Origin of the sequence: Bartonella sp. AP40SXNS, from assembly GCF_042195825.1 — a bacterium.
Lineage (GTDB): Bacteria > Pseudomonadota > Alphaproteobacteria > Rhizobiales > Rhizobiaceae > Bartonella.
The window spans coordinates 37,633-57,454 of sequence record NZ_JBHIPB010000003.1; the positions used below are offsets into that span (position 1 = coordinate 37,633).

15 protein-coding genes are annotated in these 19,822 nt (G+C 40.8%); 13 read left to right on the forward strand and 2 right to left on the reverse strand.

All coding sequences use genetic code 11. The annotated features are described in order from the left end of the window. Positions 1-349: 349 nt before the first annotated feature. A complete protein-coding gene (locus ACFILZ_RS02785) occupies positions 350-1,039 on the reverse strand; it encodes a YggS family pyridoxal phosphate-dependent enzyme (protein ID WP_375610314.1) in 690 nt (229 codons plus the stop codon). 165 nt (positions 1,040-1,204) lie between these two features. Here ACFILZ_RS02785 and leuS point away from each other — a divergent pair, with 165 nt between their 5' ends. Both leuS and ACFILZ_RS02795 read left to right on the forward strand, forming a co-directional pair. Next, positions 1,205-3,847: a leucine--tRNA ligase gene (gene leuS / locus ACFILZ_RS02790; RefSeq protein WP_375610313.1), complete on the forward strand. Its 2,643-nt coding sequence runs from the start codon at positions 1,205-1,207 to the stop codon at positions 3,845-3,847. After that, a complete protein-coding gene (locus ACFILZ_RS02795; RefSeq protein WP_375610312.1) occupies positions 3,834-4,430 on the forward strand; it encodes a hypothetical protein in 597 nt (198 codons plus the stop codon). Before leuS ends, ACFILZ_RS02795 begins: the two co-directional genes overlap by 14 nt. On the opposite strand, the gene fsa is transcribed toward ACFILZ_RS02795, so the two are convergent. Further along, the gene (fsa, locus tag ACFILZ_RS02800) at positions 4,427-5,080 is read right to left on the reverse strand and encodes a fructose-6-phosphate aldolase (protein ID WP_375610311.1); all 654 of its coding nucleotides are present in this window, start codon (positions 5,078-5,080) and stop codon (positions 4,427-4,429) included. The genes ACFILZ_RS02795 and fsa overlap by 4 nt on opposite strands. Before the next feature lie 677 nt (positions 5,081-5,757). On the opposite strand from fsa, the gene ACFILZ_RS02805 reads away from it, so the two are divergent. From ACFILZ_RS02805 to ACFILZ_RS02855, 11 genes are all read left to right on the forward strand, one after another. Beyond that, on the forward strand, positions 5,758-5,883 hold the full coding sequence (locus ACFILZ_RS02805) for a hypothetical protein (RefSeq protein WP_375610310.1): 126 nt from the start codon (positions 5,758-5,760) through the stop codon (positions 5,881-5,883). 930 nt (positions 5,884-6,813) lie between these two features. Beyond that, positions 6,814-6,936 (forward strand): hypothetical protein, encoded by a 123-nt coding sequence (locus ACFILZ_RS02810; RefSeq protein WP_375610309.1) that lies wholly within the window; start codon positions 6,814-6,816, stop codon positions 6,934-6,936. A gap of 147 nt (positions 6,937-7,083) precedes the next feature. Further along, the gene (locus tag ACFILZ_RS02815) at positions 7,084-9,291 is read left to right on the forward strand and encodes a primosomal protein N' (RefSeq protein ID WP_375610341.1); all 2,208 of its coding nucleotides are present in this window, start codon (positions 7,084-7,086) and stop codon (positions 9,289-9,291) included. 145 nt (positions 9,292-9,436) lie between these two features. Beyond that, positions 9,437-9,514, forward strand: a complete 78-nt coding sequence (locus ACFILZ_RS02820) for a hypothetical protein (protein ID WP_375682341.1) — start codon at positions 9,437-9,439, stop codon at positions 9,512-9,514. A 1,794-nt stretch (positions 9,515-11,308) separates the two neighbouring features. Continuing rightward, positions 11,309-11,893 carry an ATP synthase F1 subunit delta gene (atpH, locus tag ACFILZ_RS02825; RefSeq protein WP_375610308.1) on the forward strand — a complete coding sequence of 195 codons (585 nt, stop codon included), beginning with the start codon at positions 11,309-11,311 and terminating at the stop codon, positions 11,891-11,893. Then, positions 11,893-13,428 carry a F0F1 ATP synthase subunit alpha gene (gene atpA, locus ACFILZ_RS02830; RefSeq protein ID WP_375606583.1) on the forward strand — a complete coding sequence of 512 codons (1,536 nt, stop codon included), beginning with the start codon at positions 11,893-11,895 and terminating at the stop codon, positions 13,426-13,428. The genes atpH and atpA overlap by 1 nt, the downstream gene beginning before the upstream one ends. 20 nt (positions 13,429-13,448) lie before the next feature. Further along, entirely contained in the window at positions 13,449-14,360 is a 912-nt protein-coding gene (locus ACFILZ_RS02835; protein WP_375610307.1) for a F0F1 ATP synthase subunit gamma, read from the forward strand. 19 nt (positions 14,361-14,379) lie between these two features. After that, positions 14,380-16,005, forward strand: coding sequence for a F0F1 ATP synthase subunit beta (gene atpD, locus ACFILZ_RS02840; protein ID WP_375608611.1), 1,626 nt, complete (start codon positions 14,380-14,382; stop codon positions 16,003-16,005). Positions 16,006-16,113: 108 nt separating this feature from the next. After that, positions 16,114-16,530, forward strand: a complete 417-nt coding sequence (gene atpC, locus ACFILZ_RS02845) for an ATP synthase F1 subunit epsilon (RefSeq protein ID WP_375610306.1) — start codon at positions 16,114-16,116, stop codon at positions 16,528-16,530. Between the two features lie 24 nt (positions 16,531-16,554). Next, positions 16,555-18,183 (forward strand): MFS transporter, encoded by a 1,629-nt coding sequence (locus ACFILZ_RS02850; RefSeq protein ID WP_375606579.1) that lies wholly within the window; start codon positions 16,555-16,557, stop codon positions 18,181-18,183. Positions 18,184-18,213: 30 nt separating this feature from the next. After that, a complete protein-coding gene (locus tag ACFILZ_RS02855) occupies positions 18,214-19,221 on the forward strand; it encodes an HlyD family secretion protein (RefSeq protein WP_375610305.1) in 1,008 nt (335 codons plus the stop codon). Positions 19,222-19,822 lie beyond the last annotated feature (601 nt).

The window sequence follows — 19,822 nt, forward strand, 5'->3', positions numbered from 1 at the left end:
ATTTTGCCTTTATATAAGGATTTATTTTTTACGTTGCTTTTGCTGGAGAGGCGGTCAGAGGGGAGTAAAGTAGAGCTAATGTGCGAGAATATGAGAGCCAAATTGTAACGCTATCTTGAAGCTATTGTATGTGTTGTGGATGTGCCGGTAAGAAATTTGAGAAGACCAGCTTTTTGCTTATTTTGCTAACAGGATGAAAGAGGGACTGGAATCTTTTTTGCTAGAATTGCTCTTTTATTGATATTGAAGGAAATATTTTTTCTCATTTCTGCTGTTTTGGGCTTGTTCGTAGAATTTTCAATGGGAATTTATATGAAGGGGGAATGAATTTATATGAGAGGAAATTGCTTTACACAGGGCGTTTTCCAAATAAAGCAGAGCCAATGCGAAGGACGTTAGAGTCAAACTGTAGAGCGGTTTTGAAGTCACTGGACATACCCATGGAAAGCTTTGGAAGACCTGCTTGTTTTGCTAATTTTGCTAAGAGCGCGAAATAGGGGCCGGGGTTTTCATCGACAGGGGGAATGCCCATAAGTCCGATGATATCAAGTCCATAGTTGTTTTTGCATTGGTTGACAAAAGATATAGCTTCTTGTGGTGCGATACCACTTTTTTGCGATTCTAAGCCAATGTTAACCTGAACATAGCAGGGAAGATGCCTTTTTTGCTTTTGCATTTCCTCCATCAAAACTTTGGCTATTTTTGCACGATCAACCGTTTGAATGACATCAAAAATCTTTACAGCTTCAGCAGCTTTATTGGACTGTAGGGGGCCGATGAGATGAAGTTTAATATTTTCAAATTGTTGACGTAAAGCAGGCCATTTTTGTGCTGCTTCTTGTACACGGTTTTCTGCAAACAAAGATTGTCCTGCTTGCAAAAGGGGTCGTATATCAATAGCAGAAACAGTTTTTGAAACAGCGATAAGTTCAATTTCTTCTACAGGGCGTTGTAACTCTTGGCATATTGCTGCAATATCTTTTTGAAGGTTTTGCCATGATTCAATGGAAGGGGCATCAAGGGGAGTTTGTATCTTCATATGTTTATGCTTTATCGTTGTTGTTCAAGAGTTGGTCGTTTTTTTTAAAGTTTTATAAAATACTTAGGGAAATATTTCACGAAAATGTTGACGATGAGGTTAATCCATGATCAAGCATAATAAAACAAGTTTTTGGTTCTGTTTTATTAAAAGAGTATAATGGGAATGACGATTGAGCATTATAAGATAGGCGAACGCTATAATCCACGTGCGAGAGAAAAAAAATGGCAAGAAATTTGGGATGAAAAGAAAATTTTTCAGACTGTCCAAGAAGATGCTCGTGAAAAATATTATGTTTTAGAGATGTTTCCTTACCCTTCTGGCCGTATTCACATGGGGCATGTGCGCAATTATGCCATGGGAGATGTGGTTGCACGCTATAAACGCGCAAAGGGGTTTAATGTGCTTCATCCCATGGGGTGGGATGCTTTTGGGATGCCGGCTGAAAATGCTGCTATGCAAAATAAAGTGCATCCTAAAACTTGGACTTATCAAAATATTGCGGTCATGCGCGGGCAATTAAAACAATTAGGGCTCTCACTCGATTGGGCGCGTGAATTTGCAACTTGTGATGTGGAATATTACCACCGCCAACAAATGTTGTTCCTTGATTTCTATCAAAAGGGGTTGGTAGCACGTAAAGTGGCTAAGGTGAATTGGGACCCTGTTGATCATACTGTTTTGGCCAATGAACAGGTTGTTGATGGACGGGGATGGCGTTCTGGTGCGTTGGTGGAACAACGTGAGTTGACCCAGTGGTTTTTCAAAATTAGCGACTTTAGTGAAGATCTCTTGGCTGGGCTTGAAGAGCTGAACCAATGGCCTGAAAAAGTTCGCACCATGCAAAAAAATTGGATTGGAAAATCACAAGGTTTGCTGATTCGTTGGGCTTTAAAGTCGACAGGTGATGCTGGTGATGTTTGTGAAAAATTTGATGAGGTTGTTTGTTATTCAACGCGCCCTGATACACTTTTTGGTGCTTCCTTTTTAGCGCTGTCTGTTGATCATCCTATTGCACAAGCTTTGGCAAAAAAAGACAAAGCGTTGAGTGATTTTATTGAAAATTGTCGGTGTGGTGGAACGACAACGGCAGCTCTTGAAACAGCTGAAAAACAAGGGTTTCTCACGCCCCTTTTGGCTGTTCATCCTTTCGATTCAACGGTGCATATTCCCGTTTATATCGCTAATTTTGTGCTTATGGACTATGGAACAGGGGTTGTTTTTGGTTGTCCTGCTCATGATCAGAGAGATTTCGATTTTGCGTGTAAATATGACCTTCCAATAAAACCGGTGGTTTTGCCTTTAGGAGTTGAGAAAGAAGATTTTGTCACACCTGAAGCGCCTTATATTGGTGATGGGGTGATGATTAATTCTAGATTTTTGGATGGTTTAACACCCCAACAAGCCTTTGAAGAAGCAGCGAAAAGGCTTGAGAAACAAATGTTCAATGGGCAACCGCAAGGGAAGAAAACAGTGCAATTTCGTTTGCGTGATTGGGGGATTTCGCGGCAACGTTATTGGGGGTGCCCCATTCCCATGATCCATTGTACATCTTGTGGGGTTGTTCCTGTTCCGCGTGCTGATTTGCCGGTTGTATTACCTGATGATATTACTTTTGATCAACCGGGTAACCCTCTTGCACGGCATGAAACATGGCAAAATGTTACTTGTCCTTCCTGTGGTCAACCTGCCAAACGTGAAACCGATACCATGGATACATTTGTTGACTCTTCTTGGTATTATGCACGCTTTACGGCTCCTTTTGCATCAGAACCGGTTGACAAACACGCAACCGCTGAATGGTTGCCTGTGCAACAATATATTGGTGGAATTGAGCACGCGATTTTGCATCTTCTTTATGCGCGCTTTTTTATGCGTGCCATGAAATTGTTAGGTTATGTGACGGTCGATGAGCCTTTTAAGGGGCTTTTTACGCAAGGGATGGTGGTGCATGAAACCTATAGGGATGAACAGGGTTGGGTTTCTCCAGCAGAAATTTCGATTGTTGAAAAAGATGGAAAGCGTCAGGCTTATAAATTAACCGATCAAAGTGAAGTGACGATTGGTTTGATTGAGAAGATGTCTAAATCAAAAAAGAATGTTGTTGATCCTGACGATATTATTGCATCTTATGGTGCTGATACTGTGCGCTGGTTTGTGTTGTCAGATTCTCCCCCCGAGCGGGATGTTATCTGGACAGAATCTGGTGTTGAAGGGGCTCATCGCTTTGTCCAGCGTGTTTGGCGCCATGTGGCTTTGAGTGCTTCTGTTTTAAAGGATATATCCCCTTGTGCAGGGCATCAGGGAGCGGCTTTGGAACTCTCAAAAGCAGCCCATCGTACGCTCCATGCTGTAGAAGATGATTTGGAAAAATTCGCTTTTAATCGGGCTATTGCACGCCTTTATGAATTCTTGAATATTATGGCACCGTTGTTAAATAGGATAGAAAGTGTTGACGATGAAATGAAAGCTTCTTTACGTCAAGCCATGGATTTTTTTCTTGCCATGATTGCACCAATGATGCCCCATTTAGCAGAGGAATGTCATGCTGCTTTAGGGGAAGAAACTTTAATGTCTATGCTTGCTTGGCCTGTTTATGATCCCGCATTAATTGTTGAAGAATGTTACACTTTGCCGGTGCAAATTAATGGTAAAAAACGTGGTGAGGTGACTGTTGCAGCAACAGCCGATGAGACGATGATTAAAGAAGCGGTTTTGGCTTTAGATTTCGTACAGGCGCAGCTGATTGAAAAGCCTATGAAAAAAATCATTGTTGTTCCAAAAAGGATTGTGAATGTCGTTCTTTAAAAGTTTTCTGCTTGTCGTTTTAGCTGGTGTATTCACACTGTTGTGTGGATGCAAAGTTGAGCCGCTTTACCGTCAGGAGTCGCAGAGTTCAATGGCGATGAATTCTGCTTCTTATGGGAATTCTTCTTCTGGGCAAGCTTCTTTGGGGCTTGCGCAAAAGCTTGCTTCTATTGTTGTGGAAGAACCTTCGGATCGTTTTGGTCAAATGGTGCGCAACCATCTGCTTTTTCTTTTGTATGGAAATGGTGGTAAACCTTCTCTACCTGCTTATCAATTGGCATTGCAGATATCCGTCTTTACAAGAGAATCGATGCAGATAGAGGTTGATTTCGAGAAAAAGAGAAAGGGACGACCTTCTGTTGGAACTGTTATGAGCAGAGCTTCTTACACTTTGCAGGATATGAAAAATATGCCTGTTGCAAAAGGAACAGCAATGATGAATGCATCTTTTGAACGCCTTCGTCAAGAATATGCAACGCTGCAAGCAGAAGAAGATGCAAAAAAACGTGTCGCGGAAGAGTTGGCTGAACAGATCTTTTTGTTACTTTCAAAAGATCTTTCCAATAAAACTTCTAGCCATTAAACAATATTTTGTCCTGTTTTTTTCCAGTCGTCGAGGAATATTTGCAATCCTTTGTCGGTGAGAGGGTGTTTGACCAGTGCTTTTAAGACTGTTGGTGGAACTGTTGCAACGTCAGCACCGCTTAGTGCTGCTTCTTTGACATGATTAACGGTGCGGATTGAAGCGGCTAAGATTTGTGTTTCAAAGTTATAGTTATCATAAATTGTGCGTATTTCATGAAGCAGTTCACTTCCATTATTTCCGCAATCATCAAGTCTCCCAATAAAAGGTGAAACGAATGTCGCGCCTGCTTTGGCTGCTAATAAGGCTTGATTGGCAGAAAAACAAAGGGTGAGATTTGTTTTTAGTCCTGCTGCTGTGAGGGCTTTACAGGCTTTTAATCCATCAAATGTTAAAGGAAGCTTGATACAAATATTGTCGGCAATCTTTGCTAAAACAGCTGCTTCTTTCATCATGTCTTCAAATTGAGTTGCTGCAACTTCAGCAGAAACAGGTCCGCTAACGAGAGCACAAATTTCTTTTGTAACATCAAGAATATTGCGTCCTGATTTTAGGATAAGAGAGGGATTGGTGGTAACACCATCAACAAGGCTTAAATTCTGTAACTCTTGAATTTCTTCAATATTGGCGCTATCCACAAAAAATTTCATCTCTAACCTCTTCTTTTTAGCTTTATCCTATTTTTTGTTATGCGCTATTGTTGACTGCAAAAGCAAGAGAAAGAATTAATATCTGTGTAAAGAACAAGAATGCTATGATGTTAATCATATACTCGTTTTCGGTAAAGAAATACGATTTATCGTTTTCACACCCATTTCATAGCGTTGCTCGTAATAAGGTATAGAATTCATTGTGTACCAACATTTTTGCGTAGCGGTATTTTTATACTTATGAAAATAGGCTAGCATTATCACACACTTTGCTCATTTCTTATTTGCGATTGCTCTTGATATTTGAGTGTGCATCATAAGATACCTTCGGTACGTTTAACCTTATTTTTGATGAAAACGAATGGATTCATTGTGTCGTAATAAAACACCATTGAAGAAGGCATGTAAAATTTTACGCATGAAGTATTTTATATGGTCAACATATTGATTTATAATGATAAATAATTGTTTAACTTGAATTATAACGCCAAAGACAGAAAGATTTTCTCATCACGTATTTTGCTTTATATTGAATCAATTAAAATCACTTGTTTGCACGTCATAAGAGGGGCAGAATGCGGGGAATAAGTATTTCAGAAAGTACTCAAGATGCTTCTTATGAATTGTTTCAAGTGCTAAGGGGGGGGTGTAACATCCATGAGCTGGCAAGGTGTGTGATGGTGCTGGTTTACTCTTTTGTGAAGCGTAAAGATGGTGGTGATCAGTGGATTTATCATTATACCATTCATGGTTTGCGTTGCGAAAAGGGCGTGGATTTGTATGAGAGTTTGATAAATATTTAGAGAAAGGAGCTGTATCTTATAAATTAGCTTACTTTAGGAGGGAGATATGAACCACATAAAGAGGTTGTAAGTCCGTTTAGGAAGCAGGATTATTTACAAAACATTATGTACAGGACATTATTTATAGATCGGCGGGGTTAAGAATCTTCATTTTTGAAATGTGGCGAAGACTCTCAATGACTTATGATCATTGGAAGTTCCATAAGATGATGAGAAAAATGGGCTAAAATAGCGTTTAATGTCTTAGAAATTTCATTGGAAAGATCTTTTGACAATAAAAATCTGTATAAACAATTTTTTAACCCTATACTTTTGTACTGTATTGCATTGATTTATAAAGATAATTCACTTTTTGTATGTTGAATGAGAACGCCGAATATCGTAGATTCTCTCATTCTAAACCTGTTTGATGTTGAATCAATAAAAATCATTTTCTTGCAGGTGACAAACGGGAAAAGCCGTGGAGAGTGAAACTGTCCAAGAAAGAAGAGAAAATACCTTTTATGAATCATTTTAAGTGCCAAGGGGCTTGTTGCAACATCCACGAGCTGGCAAGGTGTGTGTTGGTACCGGCTTATTGCTTGTATTGTTGTTGCGTAGTTTCAACTAGGTTGAAAAATGTACGCATTGTTTCCACGCTTTGGCATGAAGCAAGACAAATATTGCCAAGACAAATATTGCGATGGTTTTGCGCACTATTATCCCACCGGCACTCAAAAACATGGCGTACTCTCTCATTAATAAAGATTTACAAATGTTCCTCGATGGGTTTGAAATGAGAAAAATTTATCGTATTGAGGGGTTTTCATTCAACATACAAAAAGTGAATTATCTTTATGAATCAGTTTATTGAGGATTAAATTGAAACATGAGGCGCAAAAAAAATAAAAGTTTTTGTGTTAAGAATAAGTTGCACTATGGGATAGTGTTGTGGAGGGGGATACTTACGATATCATGTTGAATGTTTATAGTAGATGGGCTTTATTTGCACTGGAGAATGGCGCTGTTTTTTTTGCTATAGAGGATGAGATTGGTTTTTTGTTGGTGCTTTGATGATGGAATGAGTGTTTAAAAGAATTTTTGTGAGAAAAGTGCTGTGATAGGGGGGAAGATTGAATCCCGCAATGAATTTTAATTAAGAGTATTTAAAGATAGGTATAGACCTGTTGGTGCTCGAGGGGTTGTAGATTGGTTAAAAAGATGAATTCAAACATGATGGAGGAAAAGATTGTATCCGTATTGGTTCCTCTTCCTGTTGCTCACCCTTATAGTTATAAAGTTCCATCTTCTATGGAGGTGAACGTTGGGTCTTTTGTTCGGGTTCCGGTGATGGGGCGTGAACTTTGCGGTTTTGTTGTGGACGTTGAAGAAAAGAGAGCCGATGGGCAAGGGGCTGCACCTGTGGCGCGTGAAAAATTACGCTTTCTTCTTCATGTTTTTGATTGCCCCCCATTAAAGACAGAAATGATCACATTTTTGCGTTTTGTTAGTCGCTATACAATGGCACCTTTTGGTCTTGTAGCGCGATTGGTTTTGTCTGTACCGGCTGCTTTAGAGCCGGAAGCGCAGATGCTGGGGTTGCGATATTGTGGTGGAAATGTAGAACGTCTCACACCAGCGCGATCGCGGATTTTGGAATTGGTGCGTAATGAGAAGATATGGACACGTTCTGGTCTGGCACATGCGGCTGGAACTTCGGTTTCTGTTGTTGAAGGTTTAAAAGCTCTAGGGGTTTTCGAAGATGTTATGGTTCCTGCTCCTGACCTTGTGGAAATGCCTGATCCTGATTTTTGTCCTCCTCAGTTGCAGGGAGCGCAAAATGAAGCAGCAACAGTATTGCGGGAAGGTGTTTTATCTTCTCAGTTTAAAGTTTTTTTGCTTGATGGTGTGACTGGATCTGGAAAGACAGAAGTTTATTTTGAAGCGGTTGCTCAAGCCTTCAAAGGGGGTAAGCAGGTTTTAATTTTATTGCCGGAAATTGCTTTAACTCAGCAGTTTTTAGATCGTTTTTATGCGCGCTTTGGCGCTGCGGCAGCAGAATGGCATTCTGATTTGACGCCACGTCGTAGAGAACGCGTCTGGCGGCAAGTTGCAGAAGGGCGGGTGCGTGTTGTGGCTGGGGCTCGTTCGGCGCTTTTTCTTCCCTTTCCTGAGCTTGGCTTAATTGTTGTCGATGAAGAACATGATAGCGCTTATAAACAAGAAGAGCGCATTTTTTATCATGCGCGTGATATGGCAGTTGCTCGGGGCTCTTTTGAGCATTTTCCTGTTATTTTATCCTCAGCCACACCGTCGATTGAAAGCCAAGCCAATGTTTTAAAAGGGCGTTATCAAAAGGTGCATTTACCATCCCGTTTTAAAGAAGTCGCACTTCCACAGTTGCGGGTGGTTGATATGCGTCAAGGAGGGGTACAAAAGGGGCGCTTTATTTCCTTTGCTCTTGAAAGAGCTTTAAAACAAACGCTTGATAAGGGTGAACAAGCTCTTCTTTTTCTTAATCGCCGTGGTTATGCACCTTTAACTTTATGCCGAATTTGCGGACATCGTTTTCATTGTAACGATTGTTCAAGTTGGTTGGTAGAACATCGCGCGCAAGGGCAACTGAAATGTCATCATTGTGGATATCATGAACCACTTCCTGAAGCCTGTCCTGAATGCGGAACCTTAGATCATCTTGTGGCTTGCGGACCGGGTGTGGAAAGAATTGCCGAAGAAACACAGATGCTTTTTCCTCAAGCGCGATCATTGATTCTTTCAACAGATCTTAAAGGAGGGATTGGGCAGTTGCGAAGCGAATTGCAAGCCATTGCCAATGGCGATGTGGACATTATTATTGGAACACAGCTGGTCGCTAAAGGACATCATTTTCCCAAGCTCTCTCTGGTTGGTGTTATTGATGCTGATCTTGGTCTTGCCAATGGCGATTTACGCGCAAGTGAACGTACCTATCAGCTGCTTTCTCAAGTTACCGGAAGAGCAGGGCGTGTGGGATTGAAGAGTTTAGGATTATTGCAAACCTATCAACCAGATCATCCGGTCATCAAAGCCTTACTTGCATGCCAGCCAGAAGATTTTTACACACGTGAGATTGCAGCACGTCAGCATTATCATTTGCCCCCCTATGGGCGGCTTGCCTCTTTGATTGTGTCGGCACAACAGCGCCAAGCAGCAGAACATTATGCGCGCGCATTGCGTCAAGCAGCGCCACGGGAAAAAAATATCTCTGTTATGGGACCAGCAGAAGCGCCTTTGGCTTTGGTTCGGGGGCGTTATCGTTTTCGGCTTTTGCTGAAAGGACAGCGCTCTTTTGATATACAAGGGTTTATACGTGTAATGCTTAGTGGTATACCCAAAATGCCCAGTTCCGTTCGGGTTCAAATTGATATTGATCCGCAAAGCTTTTTCTAAAACCAGTATCGCATAAAGTGAAGGTCTCTTTGCTTAAGGTGCTTTACTTGAACTCTTCTTATTATTCAGAATAAGCATCCAAGCAGCAAAATATGATATATGTACATTGCATTAAGCAGCGCCACGGGAAAAAAATATCTCTGTTATGGGACCAGCAGAAGCGCCTTTGGCTCTGGTTCGGGGGCGTTATCGTTTTCAGTTTTTGCTGCTTTTTTTATTTTAGGAGCAATATTCTTTGGATAAGGGGGCAATGCTTAGCGGTATACTTCAAAATGCCCAGTTCTGTTTTGGTTCAAGTTGATATTGATCCATAAAGCTTTTTCTAAAGCCTGCGCAATATTAAAATGAAGGGTGTGGATTTAATGAAGATCGTGTTTTTGATGTTATACCCAATTAGAGTGAAAAATATTATATCTGCTTTATTTATCTTTGATGAGAACACAGATTCATTTTGGAGCGTAAAGGTAAAAATGAGCGTCTATCGTTACCATCTTTTTTATTTGATTTTATCGTTTTAAAAGCGTTCATAGCAATATTTTTTATCATGGAGCTGTTCCAGTTCTTCACGCTTTTATTACCCTCATTTTTTAATGGGGTTGCGTTTTTCATGCAAAGCAGAGCAACCAAAACAGAATATTATTGTATTGTTACATTTCTTGTTTAAGTAAATGTTTCTCAGTACGCTCGAATTCATTTTACGATGTTATCCGTGAATAATATAATGTAAGGGCTTTCATGAATGCAGAAGCCGTTAGGGAGTACCACCTTTATTTTATAAAGTACTGGTTGGCACCATTATATTATTTTAGCTCTTAATCTTACGAAAGCTCTTGGTCCTTGAGAGCGTTTATAAGAGATGTTTTTTCTTTAATCATTTTATCCATCTTCCTTACTTGTAATGGAGCAAGAGAATGATTTTGATCAAAGGATTTGAAATGAGAGAATCTTACGATGTTGGGGTCAGTATGAAGAAAGAAGCATTATCATTATAAATCAATGCATTGTATATTTAAGTTGTATATTTAAAAAGTGTTTTTAAAAGGAAATAATTTGGTGAAATGTTTTCAGAAGCGTGGGTATTTGAAGAAAAAAGATCAAATTTTTCTTAATTTTAAGAGGGATATCCGTTATTTTTTCTTGCTTATGAGTTTGAAATAACACATTTTTGCAGTCGCAGCCTTGTTTATAAGGATAATGCATTGTTTTATATGTTGAATGAGAGTTTCGAATATCGTAAGCTTCTCTCGTTTCAAACCTGTGTATGTTAAATCAATCAAAATTATTCGCTTGTACATAACAAGCGGGAATTGAGTATGTGGAGTGAAACTATAGAAGATAAGGAGTAAAAGTGCTTCTTATGAATCGTCTCTAATGCCAAGGGCTGTCGCAATATTGGGAACTGGGCAAAGTGTGTGGTGTGGGGAATGCTTGTTTCTTCATAAGCTTAAAGATGGGGGCTCAATGGATTTACTGTTATACCATTTATGGGTGCTGTCATAAATGGGCTTGGGAGCTTTGAGAGATGTCTCTTTAAAACAAGCCTGTTAAATTGCAACCCAATGGCGTGCTGTTCTCGTGAGGGATGTAATCCCATTCTAGAACGCAATAAACAAAAGTGTGAGGCAATGCATAGTTGCTTCTCGCAAAAGCTCTTATGGTGATAAGAGGCTGATCTTTAATGTTAAGGAAGAACCGTTTTTTGGGGGTGGAAAGAGCATTGGGAGTAAAATTAAAGAGAGTGAAAAAAATCGCTCAGAGAATGTCAAAAAGAGGCATAAAAAAACTGTGATGCCATCCTGTATATCTAAAAAAAATACTTTTCAAAAATATTTTGAATATTTTATTAAAATTTTTAAAAAGCAGCGATTTGTGGTGTTGCGAGTCAGTTATGTCTATGCTAGAAACCAAGTGATTTTTATTCTAGATTTTAAGAAGAAGATTCTTAAAATGGAGAGTGTCTGTTTCATTTCATCTGATAACTATCAGAGAGTCGCTCAAGGGAAAGAGGCGGTATTTCGTGTCGGATTCATTTTCTCTCATACCGCTGCCGTTGGTAGATCAACGCTATGCGCAAGCGCTTTTTGATTGCGTTCAAGAAGCCGGAAACGTTGAAAAGGTTGAAAAGGCAGTGGAAAAAATTTTGCTTGTCTTGGAGCAAAATGAAGATTTAAAACGCTTTGTGCTCAGTCCATTCTTTTCAGTCAAAGAGCAAATTAAGGTGATGCAATCTATTTGTGAAAACATCAAATTTGCTGATAAAAACGCAGGGCAGGTTATTGGTAATTTTTTACGCGTTATTGCAGCAAACCGTAGGCTTAGTGCCGTATTTGGTATTTTACATGCTTTTCAACGTTGTGTTGCACGCGCTCGTAATCAAGTAACAGCACAAATTATTTCTGCGCGCTCCTTAAGTTCTCAACAAAGACAAGAATTGTGTGAGGCTTTGGAAAGTGTCGTCGGGGGAAAAGTTTTGCTACACATCATTGTGGATCCAACGATTCTTGGTGGATTAATCGTTCGTGTGGGGGCGTCTCAAATTGATACGTCCCTTCTAACAAAATTGTCTTCGCTTAAGCTTGCATTGAAAAAAGAGGTCAGCTGATGGATATTAGACCATCTGAAATTTCAAAAATTCTAAAAGAGCAAATCAAAAACTTTGACCAAAAGGCTGAGGTTTCAGAAATTGGTTGGGTTCTCTCTGTTGGGGATGGTATCGCCCGCGTTTATGGTTTGGATAATGTCCAAGCAGGGGAAATGGTTGCTTTTCCAAACGGTGTGCGCGGTATGGCTCTCAATTTGGAAATTGATAATGTTGGTGTGGTCATTTTTGGCTCAGATCGCGATATCCGTGAAGGGGATTGTGTAAAACGATTGGGTGCTATTGTGGATGTTCCTGTGGGTCCCGCTTTGCTTGGGCGTGTGGTTGATGCATTGGGAAATCCTATCGATGGTAAGGGACCCATTAAAGCAACAGAACGTCGTCGTGTTGATGTTAAGGCGCCTGGAATTATTCCGCGTCAGTCTGTGCATGAACCGATGTCGACCGGATTGAAAGCGATTGACGCACTCATCCCCATTGGACGGGGGCAGCGTGAATTAGTGATTGGTGATCGCCAGACAGGAAAAACAGCGATTTTGCTCGATACATTTTTAAACCAAAAGCCTTTTCATGAAAAAGAGGCTGGACGAGAGCAAGATAAAGTTTATTGCATTTATGTCGCTATCGGTCAAAAACGTTCGACGGTGGCGCAGTTCGTTAAAGTTTTGGAAGAACGTGGAGCACTGGAATATTCTATTATTGTGGCGGCAACCGCTTCTGATCCAGCGCCATTGCAATTTATTGCGCCTCTTGCCGGATGTGCTATGGGCGAATATTTTCGTGATAATGGGCAACATGCTTTGATCGGTTATGATGACTTGTCAAAACAGGCGGTGGCTTATCGTCAAATGTCTCTTTTGTTACGTCGTCCTCCAGGTCGTGAAGCTTATCCGGGAGATGTTTTCTATCTTCATTCGCGTCTTTTAGAGCGGGCTGCGAAGTTGAATGCAGAAAATGGATCTGGGTCTTTGACAGCTTTGCCAGTCATTGAAACGCAAGCAAATGATGTTTCCGCCTATATCCCTACAAATGTGATTTCGATTACGGATGGGCAAATTTTTCTGGAGACTAATTTGTTTTATCAAGGAATTCGTCCCGCTGTAAATGTTGGTCTTTCTGTGTCGCGTGTTGGTTCTGCTGCACAAATTAAGGCGATGAAACAGGTTGCCGGCTCGATTAAAGGTGAATTGGCGCAATATCGTGAAATGGCAGCTTTTGCGCAGTTTGGCTCTGATTTGGATGCGTCAACCCAGCGTCTGTTGAATCGAGGAGCACGCTTGACTGAGCTTTTAAAGCAGCCACAATTTTCTCCACTCAAAACAGAAGAACAGGTGGTGGTTATTTTCGCGGGTGTGAATGGCTATCTTGATTCTCTAGCGGTTTCTGATGTTGCGCGGTTTGAGCAGGGGCTTTTGGTGCTTTTGCGGAGTGATTATCAAGATCTCTTAAAGGCAATTGCCGAGCAAAAGCAGTTAACAGACGAGCTGAAAGATAAGTTGATGACGGTTCTTAACACTTATGCGAAAAATTTTTCGTGATGAATTAATGGAATGCTTGAATGGCCTCACTAAAGGATCTTAGAGACCGTATCGCTTCGGTTAAAGCAACACAAAAGATTACTAAAGCTATGCAGATGGTTGCAGCAGCAAGGTTACATCGTGCACAAGAGGCGGCGCAGTCTGCTCGTCCTTATGCGAAGAGAATGGCTGATATTTTGACCAGTGTCGCTGCTGATGTGGATGGTGTTGATGCACCTGCTCTTATGCGAGGCACAGGGCGAGATGATGTGCATCTCCTGGTAGTATGTACTGCTGAGCGCGGTTTGTGTGGTGCTTTTAATGTGCAAATTGCTCGTCGTGCACGTGAACAGATTAAAGCACTGTTGGCATCTGGTAAAATAGTGAAAATTATTACCGTAGGTAAAAAAGGTGCGGATATTTTATCGCGTGATTACAAAGGTTTGATAATTGGTCACATCGATTTGCATGCTGTAAAGCGAATTGGTTTTGCAGAGGCGGTGATGATTAGTCAACGGATTGTTGATTTATTCAATGATGGCGCTTTCGATGTCTGTACGCTGTTTTATTCTGAATTTGTTTCCGTCATTAATCAGCGACCGACAGCTTTTGGTTTGATTCCAATGATTGCTCCAAAAGCAGTTGTTGAGGCAATAGATGTTGTAGAGCAAACCGATCATAGTAAGGGATCTCAATCGATTGTTTATGAGTATGAACCGGATGCTGCTTCTCTTTTAGAGACGCTTGTGCCACGCAATCTTTCAGTGCAAATCTTTCGGGCTTTGTTGGAAAATGTTGCTGGTGAAATGGGCGCAAAGATGACGGCTATGGACAATGCATCGCGCAATGCAGGTGAAATGATTAATAAATTGACGGTGGCTTATAATCGTCAGCGTCAGGCACAGATTACGACAGAATTGATCGAAATTATTGCGGGCGCTGAAGCGCTTTAAATGGAAAAGGTAAGGATTGATGGTAAAAGCAGTAACCTCAAGCAAAGGAACAGAAAAAGGTGAAAAAAAGAAACCAGTTGCTCGTTCCAGCGTGAAAAAAGCCGCTTCGAAATCTCAAGCGGGTGTTAAGGCTTCGTCTGCATCTGCGCGTAGTGCAGCTAAAGATACGCCTGTAAAAAAAGATATATCCGCAAAAAAAGAAGAGCAGGCAAAAGGCGCTGTTGGTGTGATCAAGCAGGTTATTGGTGCTGTCGTTGATGTGCAATTTGAAGGCGCATTGCCAAATATTCTCAATGCTTTGGAAACAGAGAATTTAGGCAATCGTTTGGTGTTGGAAGTTGCACAGCATTTGGGTGAAAATACTGTGCGTACGATTGCTATGGATACAACTGATGGTCTGATGCGGGGCCAAAAGGTTGTGGATACAGGAACGCAAATTAGCGTTCCTGTAGGAGAAGCAACATTGGGACGTATTATGAATGTGATTGGAGAGCCGGTGGATAATGTGGGACCAATTCCTGCAACTAAAACGCGTTCTATTCACCAAGAAGCGCCTGAATATGTTGAGCAATCAACGGTTTCAGAAATTCTCGTCACTGGTATTAAAGTCGTGGATTTGTTAGCTCCTTATTCTAAAGGGGGTAAAATTGGCTTGTTTGGTGGTGCTGGTGTTGGAAAAACCGTTCTCATTATGGAACTTATAAACAATATTGCAAAGGCACACGGTGGTTATTCCGTATTTGCTGGTGTGGGAGAACGTACGCGTGAAGGAAATGATCTTTATTATGAAATGATCGAAAGTCGCGTGAATGTGAATCCAAGAGAGAATAATGGTTCAACGGAAGGATCAAAATGTGCGCTTGTTTACGGGCAAATGAATGAACCCCCAGGAGCACGTGCGCGTGTGGCTCTTTCAGGATTGACAATTGCGGAAAGTTTCCGTGATGAAGGACAAGATGTTCTTTTCTTTGTGGATAATATTTTCCGTTTCACGCAAGCAGGAGCTGAGGTGTCTGCTCTTTTAGGGCGTATTCCTTCTGCTGTGGGGTATCAGCCAACTTTGGCAACGGATATGGGGGCTTTGCAAGAACGTATTACCAGTACAAAAACAGGCTCTATTACCTCTGTTCAAGCGATTTATGTTCCTGCAGATGACTTGACAGATCCAGCACCCGCAACGTCTTTTGCCCATTTGGATGCAACGACAGTTCTTTCGCGCTCTATTGCTGAAAAGGGAATCTATCCAGCGGTTGATCCGCTTGACTCTTTCTCGCGTATGTTGGATCCATTGATTGTGGGGGAAGAGCATTATACGGTTGCTTGTCAAGTGCAAACTATTTTACAACGTTATAGGGCACTTCAGGATATTATTGCTATTCTTGGAATGGATGAACTTTCTGAAGACGACAAATTGCTGGTGGGACGGGCACGTAAAATTGAACGTTTCCTTTCGCAACCTTTCCATGTGGCGGAAGCCTTTACTGGTTCACCGGGAAAACTCGTCCCTTTAGAAGAGACAATCAAAGGTTTTAAAGGTCTTTGTGCTGGCGATTATGATGATTTGCCAGAAGCTGCTTTTTATATGGTTGGTTCGATTGATGAAGCACTTGAAAAAGGAAAGCGTCTTATGGCAGAGGCTTCTTAGTAGGAAATTTCTTATTAAGAAGAAAACTGTCATGAATATTTTGTCGTTAAAAAGGACGAGTCGTTAAAAAAACGGAAAGTCCTTATATCGGGTATTGTGGAGACTTTTGTGGAAAACAATAGAGAAGAGCATTTTTTGTTTGAGCTTGTATCGCCTGAAAAAATTGTGTTTTCAGATCAGGTCGTGTCTGTTGTTCTTCCTTCAGCTTCAGGTTCTTTAACAGTTATGGCGCATCATGCGCCATTGGTGGCAAGTATTGTGTTGGGAAGTGTTCGTGTTCGCACTTCTTTAGGTGAGAAATTATTTGCTGTATGTGGAGGTGTTGCAAATATTACCTTTTCAGGCTGCTCTTTATTGGTAGAGCATGTTGTGACTGTAGAGCATCTTTCTTTTGATGTATTAGAACAGCAGATTTTGCAAGTTCAAGCGATGTTAAAGGGGGGAGCAAGTGATGAGGATAAACATAAAATAGAGGCTTTTTTCCAGCAATTGTCAGCTGATGGTTCTTCGTTGATAGAGGCGTAGCAAGGGTAGACAGGAAAAGGTGACATGAGCGGGAAAAAGAGTACGGTTGTGTCTGCTAAAAGGAGCGGAAAACCTTTTCCTCGTCCTGGTCGTGTTTTTGCAGGGCCTTTGCCAAAGTGCTTTGTTTATATTTTGGCTTCTCTTATTTTGCAATGGGCTTATGGTTTAGGGGCTAATATTGTTCAGTCTAACATTGTCCATCTGACCGGTGATTTTCACGCAACTTTGACCGAGACAACATGGTTGGTAGCGGCCTATATGGCGCCAAATGTAAGTATAGCGATTATGTTGATCAAAATTCGCTATCAATTTGGGTTGCGCGCTTTTGCTGAATTATCAATCCTTGGCTTCGTTTTGGTTTGTGTTTTACAGCTCTTTGTTACGGATTTGCGTTCTGCATTGATTATTCGCTTTTTTGCTGGGATTGCTGCTGCACCTTTGGCTTCGCTTGCTCTGCTTTATATGATGGAGGCTTTTGCTCCAGCAAAGAAGTTTACTATTGGTCTTAGCTTGAATTATATGAATGCTGCTTTAGCGGCACCTTTATCACGTTTGATTTCTCCTGATTTGCTGGAACATGGTGGTTTTTCCAGTCTTTCCGCGCTGGAAATGGGATTGGTTCTCATCAGCTTGGTTTGTATCTATACTTTGCCCCTAACGCCTGTTGTTCGCAGTAAGGTGATTCAAAAGTTAGATTGGATAAGCTATGGTTTGATTGCTCTTGGTCTTGGATTAAATGCCGTGATTATGTCTGTTGGCATATTGTATTGGTGGTATGAAGCACCATGGATTGGTTGGGGGCTCGCACTTGCCATTTTCTCATTGGCTATTGCTATTATTATTGAGCTTAATAGAGAAAAACCGTTGATTGATCTCCGGTGGATTTTCAGTAAGGAAATGGTCCAATCTGTTTTTATTTTATTTATCTTTCATGTTTTCTTGTTAGAACGGTCAAATTTGCCCGTAGGCTTTTTTAATCTTTTTGGTTTGCTTAATCGTGAGATGGCGCCCATGTATCTTGCTGTGGTACTAGGTATTTTGTTAGGGGGAGCTGTTTGCGTCTTTTTTTTACGAGCGGGGCGTGAGGATTATTTTTATTTGTTATCTTTGGGTTGTTTGGCGCTGGGAGCTTATTTAGATAGTCGTGTAAACCATTTAACGCGTCCGCAAGATATGATGTTGAGCCAAGGATTGGTGAGTTTTAGTTATGCACTGTTTTTGCCGCCTGCTCTTTTCAAAGGGTTTGTGCTCGCTGGTGAGAGAGGTCCGCGTTATGTTTTAAGCTTTATTGCTGTTTTTTTGTTAACGCAAGTGACAGGGGGATTGATGGGGTCTGCTTTTTTTGGCAGCCTACAGTTTTATTTTGCCCATAAGAACTTTGAGTCTTTAACACAAAATATTGTTGTTACTGATCCACTTATTTCTGGTGAGATGAATACTTTGTTTTCGCCTTCTTATGGTGTCTCTGTTCCCAATGGCTTGGGGAGTGAGCAGGGTACTTCTATGTTGATAGAAAAATTTAAGTTAACAGCAAATATTTTTGCTTATGATGACGTTTTTAGGCTTTATTTTTATATTTCAATGATTGCATTCGTTATTTTTCTTGTCACAATGATTGTTAAGTCATGCTCTTTGCGAGCATTAGAAAAGTAGAGTAATGTCATAGAAAGAGGGGTGCAAAAAATGATAAAAGCATTACGATCAAAAGCTACAATTATTGCATTCCTATCAGGTATTACGGGTGTTTTACTGATTTTATGGGCTTGGAGACTTCCTCCTTTTGTGAGTCACATCCAAATAACGGATAATGCTTCCATTAAGGGCAATGTTACGCTGGTTAGTTCACAGATCTCTGGGGTGATCGCGCGGATTTATGTGCAAGATTATCAACGCGTTGAAAAGGGAATGTTGCTCTTTGAGCTCGATGATTCTCTTTTTCGTCAGCAGCTTGCACGGGCACAGGCTATTCTCGATTCAAAAAATGCAAAACTAGCAAGTATTGAATTGCAAGCACAGCTTTTGCAGGGCGAAATTAATGCTGCAGAAGTTGAATTGGCGCGTTCACGAGCATTCTCCAATATTGTCCCTGAAAGTAAAAAGTTAGGTTTTGGTGATACGGAAAGTTCTGTTTCTCGTCCTTTTTCACAACTCTTGACGGCATTGGAAACAAAACGACAATTGCAAAAACAATTAAATCTTGAACGGCAAAGTTTACAGTCAGAAATTGCGGGAGCAAAGGTGAGTGTTGAGTTGGCAAAACTTAATCTTGATCATACAAAGATTTTATCTCCTCGAACAGGCTATATTGGATTAGTTGGAGCGCGGGTAGGGCAATATGTTATGCCCGGTACGCAATTGGTCTCTGTTATTTCTGATGATATTTGGATTATTGCTAATTATAAGGAAACACAGCTTTCTCAGATGCGTGTGGGACAACCAGTTGTTTTTTCTGTTGATGCATTGAACAACAAAAAGTTAACAGGGCGTGTGGTTCGTTTTGCACCTGCTACAGGCTCAGAATTTTCATTGTTAAAAACGGATACGACAATAGGTAATTTTATCAAAATTGCGCAACGTATTTCAGTACGGATTGCTTTAGATCCTGGGCAGGAAGGAATTGAAAAGCTCATTCCTGGGATGTCCGTGGTTACGTATGTAGATACTTCGCAGCGAGTTGATTCTGGAGGATAAAATTTTGGGTTTTTTCAGTTTAATTTTTATGCCACTTTTTTATAGCAAGTGGGTATTCACGTTGGAAGATTTCGTTTGGTTTGTTATGATACATCTTTTAAAGCTCTTAAAGTTCTTATTTGTTATGCTGTAAAATAATGCTTTTTAAAACATTAAAGCGCATGCATTTTTAATCGTTTCTATTTCTTTTGAAATAACCCAGTAGTAGAGGGATGGAATATTGAAAGCTGTGTGCCTGTAGTTTCTAGCAACATTGTCCTTTGAGGTGAGGTGATACGAACCACATGGGTGGACAGCGGAAGAGTCTGCGAGATAAAAAGTTGGATTATCCTGTTATGCCGTAAAACAGCGTTGTTTAGAGCGGTGATATAAGGCATGACAAGCTTTACATATTAAGAGTTTTTTAGATATCGTGATCAGTATTCAGGGCAGGGCTTGTCTATCGCGCCTATAAAGTGAACCGCGGAAATGGTCAGCAGGTGAAGCCTGCCGAGAGATGCTGGACTGTTGACAGTCCGGTGACTGGTAGCAATCTCCATTCTTTGAGGTGTGGGGAGGAAGTCAAAGACGGATGAGGCGGATGAAAAACTTATCCTTTTGG

Coding starts and splice junctions, on each gene's coding strand:
- ACFILZ_RS02805 (WP_375610310.1), top strand. CDS start 5,758: ATGGTGCTGGTTTACTCTTTTGTGAAGCGTAAAGATGGTGGTGATCAG.
- atpD (WP_375608611.1), top strand. CDS start 14,380: ATGGTAAAAGCAGTAACCTCAAGCAAAGGAACAGAAAAAGGTGAAAAA.
- atpA (WP_375606583.1), top strand. CDS start 11,893: ATGGATATTAGACCATCTGAAATTTCAAAAATTCTAAAAGAGCAAATC.
- ACFILZ_RS02795 (WP_375610312.1), top strand. CDS start 3,834: ATGTCGTTCTTTAAAAGTTTTCTGCTTGTCGTTTTAGCTGGTGTATTC.
- ACFILZ_RS02815 (WP_375610341.1), top strand. CDS start 7,084: ATGAATTCAAACATGATGGAGGAAAAGATTGTATCCGTATTGGTTCCT.
- leuS (WP_375610313.1), top strand. CDS start 1,205: ATGACGATTGAGCATTATAAGATAGGCGAACGCTATAATCCACGTGCG.
- ACFILZ_RS02820 (WP_375682341.1), top strand. CDS start 9,437: ATGGGACCAGCAGAAGCGCCTTTGGCTCTGGTTCGGGGGCGTTATCGT.
- ACFILZ_RS02785 (WP_375610314.1), bottom strand. CDS start 1,039: ATGAAGATACAAACTCCCCTTGATGCCCCTTCCATTGAATCATGGCAA.
- ACFILZ_RS02850 (WP_375606579.1), top strand. CDS start 16,555: ATGAGCGGGAAAAAGAGTACGGTTGTGTCTGCTAAAAGGAGCGGAAAA.
- ACFILZ_RS02855 (WP_375610305.1), top strand. CDS start 18,214: ATGATAAAAGCATTACGATCAAAAGCTACAATTATTGCATTCCTATCA.
- fsa (WP_375610311.1), bottom strand. CDS start 5,080: ATGAAATTTTTTGTGGATAGCGCCAATATTGAAGAAATTCAAGAGTTA.
- ACFILZ_RS02835 (WP_375610307.1), top strand. CDS start 13,449: ATGGCCTCACTAAAGGATCTTAGAGACCGTATCGCTTCGGTTAAAGCA.